At 76.8% G+C, this 2,794-nt stretch carries 1 protein-coding gene and 1 pseudogene; both read left to right on the plus strand.

Annotation, left to right across the window (positions count from 1 at the left end):
* A pseudogene (locus tag BI06_RS29120) lies at positions 1-1,028 on the plus strand (hypothetical protein); the annotation flags it as partial.
* A gap of 313 nt (positions 1,029-1,341) precedes the next feature.
* On the plus strand, positions 1,342-2,520 hold the full coding sequence (locus BI06_RS29125) for a Cmx/CmrA family chloramphenicol efflux MFS transporter (protein ID WP_030396993.1): 1,179 nt from the start codon (positions 1,342-1,344) through the stop codon (positions 2,518-2,520).
* Positions 2,521-2,794 lie beyond the last annotated feature (274 nt).

Consider the following 2,794-nt stretch of genomic DNA (forward strand, 5'->3'; position numbering starts at 1 on the left):
CGACCGCACCGACCGCCGGACCGGAGCCCGAACCCGCGCCGCCGTCCGAGCCGGCCTCCGAGCCTGCGGTCGCACCGCCGGTCGCGGCCGCACCGCCCGGGACGGCCGCCGAGGCACCGGCGGCCGTCCCGGAACCCGCACCGGAACCGGCCCCGGCCCGGTACTTCGGCCTGGACGACAGCCCGCCCCCGGTGACCGCGAGCACCGCCACCGAGCGCGACGCCGTCCGCGCCCTGCTCGGCGACCACTACCACCGCTGCACCGGGCGGCTGGACCAGCTCGCCACCCGGCTCCCCGGTCTGCGCTCCACCTCGCAGGACGACTTCAAGCCCGACCTGGCCGCCGTCCTGCTCCACCACACCGACGCCGGTGTGCCCGCGACCCGTGCCGCCCTGATCGCGGCCGCGCGGTCCGGGGACCCGGAGCTGCGGCCGTTCCTGCGCTGCCTCGGCTCCGGTCTGCGCCGGCTGCCGAGCCACCACGGCGCGGTGCTGCTCGGCGCCGGGGCCGGTCTCGACCCGGAGTCCGTACTGGCGCACTACCCGACCGGCCGACAGTTCCGGGAACCGGCACCGCTAGCCGGGCTGACCGCGCCGGGCGCCGAACTCCCGGGCTCTTCCGTGGAGTTCCTCGTCTGGTCGGCCACCGGCCGACGCACCTCCGTCTTCGACCCGACCGACGGCCCGGCCCAGGCGGCGTTCCCGCCGGGCACGGCGTTCACCGTGGTCGGCCAGGTGCCGGCCGACGGCGACCGCCCGGCCTGCGTCCTGCTGCGCGAATCGGGCGGCGATCCGTCCGAGCGCAACCGCAACTCGCTGACCCGGCTGCGCGCGTGGCTGGAGCGGCGGGCGGCGATGCCCCCGGCCGAACGCCCCCGGGCCGAGTCCCCCGAGCGCTTCCACCTCACCCCGGGCGTCCACCTCGACACCCCCGAACCGCCGGACCCCGCCCCCGAGGCCCCGGAGGATCCCGAGCACCCTGAGAACCCCGAGAACCCCGACGCCCCGGGCACCGCCCCGGCCGCCTGAGCGCCCACCGCTCGGCCCGGGCCCGGCCGACGAGCGGCCCGGGCCCGACCGCCACGGGCCACGGCGTCGACGACACCCCGACAGCTGTGAAAACCGGGGTGCCCCGAGGGCCGCGGTCGGGTACCGTGCGGGCCATGTCGAGTCCCGAGTCGGACACGGTGGGGGCTTTCGGTCACGCCGTCAGCCCCCTGAACCACTGAGTTCGTAGTCCTGCCGTCCCGCCGCGTTCCGCGGCCGGACGAGCGCGCCCCTGGGTGCTGACCGCGGTGACGGGTTGACCTTCCCGTGCTTCTCCTCACCTCGGAGCCCTTCGATGCCCCTCCCGCTGTATCTGCTCGCCCTGGCCGCCTTCGCCATGGGCACCTCGGAATTCATGCTCGCCGGCCTCCTGCCGGACATCGCCCCCGACCTCGACGTGACGGTCGGGACAGCAGGCGCGCTCACCTCGGCATTCGCGATCGGCATGGTCGTCGGTGCCCCGCTCGTGGCCGGGCTCGCCCGCAACCGGCCCGGACGTTCCGGCCTCGCGGGGTTCGTCCTGGTGTTCCTGACCGCCCACGTCGTGGGCGCCGCCACGTCGAGCTTCCCGCTCCTGGTGGCGACCAGGGTGGCCGCGGCACTCGCCTACGCGGGGTTCCTCGCCGTGGCCCTGACGACCGCCACCACGCTGGTCCCGCCCGACCGGAAGGGACGCGCACTCGCCGTCCTGCTGTCGGGAACCACGGTGGCCGCGGTCGCCGGTGTCCCCGGCGGGGCGGTGCTCGGCACCCTGTTCGGCTGGCGTGCCACGTTCTGGGCCGTCGCCGCCGTCTGCCTGCCCGCGGTCATCGGCATCGCCACCGGGATCCCGGCGCGACGTGTGCGGACGGCCGCCGCCGACGGCCCGGCCCTGCGATCGGAACTCGCGCAGCTCAAAAGGCCTCGGCTGCTCCTGGTCATGCTGCTCGGCGCCGTGGTGAACGCGGCGACCTTCGCCGGCTTCACCTTCCTCGCGCCCGTCGTGACCGACACCGCCGGGCTGGGCGAGCTGTGGATCCCGGTCGTGCTGGCGCTCTTCGGCGCCGGTTCCTTCGCCGGGGTCACCGTCGCCGGCCGGTTGTCCGACCGTCACCCCGGTCCGGTCGTCGCGGTCGGCGGTGCGCTGCTGCTCGTCGGCTGGCCGGCCCTGGCCCTGCTGGCCGACAGGCCGGCCGCGCTGCTCGCCCTCGTCTTCGTCCAGGGCGCACTGTCGTTCGCGCTCGGAAGCACGCTGATCACGCGGGTGCTCTACGAGGCGGCGGCGGCGCCCACCATGGCCGGCGCCTACGCGACCGCCGCGCTCAACGCGGGCGCTGTCGTCGGGCCCCTCGTCGCCGCGACAACCCTCGGCACAGCGGCCGGGGAGCTCGGGCCGCTGTGGGCCAGCGGACTCCTGGTCCTGGTCGCGCTGCTGGTCGCGTTCCCCCTGCGCGGTGTGATCGCAGCGGACCGGAGCAGCGAGGTGCTCCGGTGACCGCCCGCCGACGCCCCGTCGGGCGTCACTCCGCCGCCGGGGACCGTCCTCCCGTCCCACGCCTCCGTGCGGGCGTCACCGACGTCGTGGTCGGCGACATCTAGCGGCCGCTCCCCCATGCCTCGGCACCCGCCACCGGCGCCGCCCGCTCGGCCTCCACCGGCCGGGCCTGCAGCGGCCTGGCCTCCAGCGGCCTGGCCTCCAGCGCCCGCCCCTGCACCTCCCGGGCGGTCGGCGCGGGCCACACCGCCGGGGCCACCCGGCCGGTCGGCAG

This window comes from Kitasatospora sp. MBT66 (assembly GCF_000710405.2).
Lineage (GTDB): Bacteria > Actinomycetota > Actinomycetes > Streptomycetales > Streptomycetaceae > Kitasatospora > Kitasatospora purpeofusca.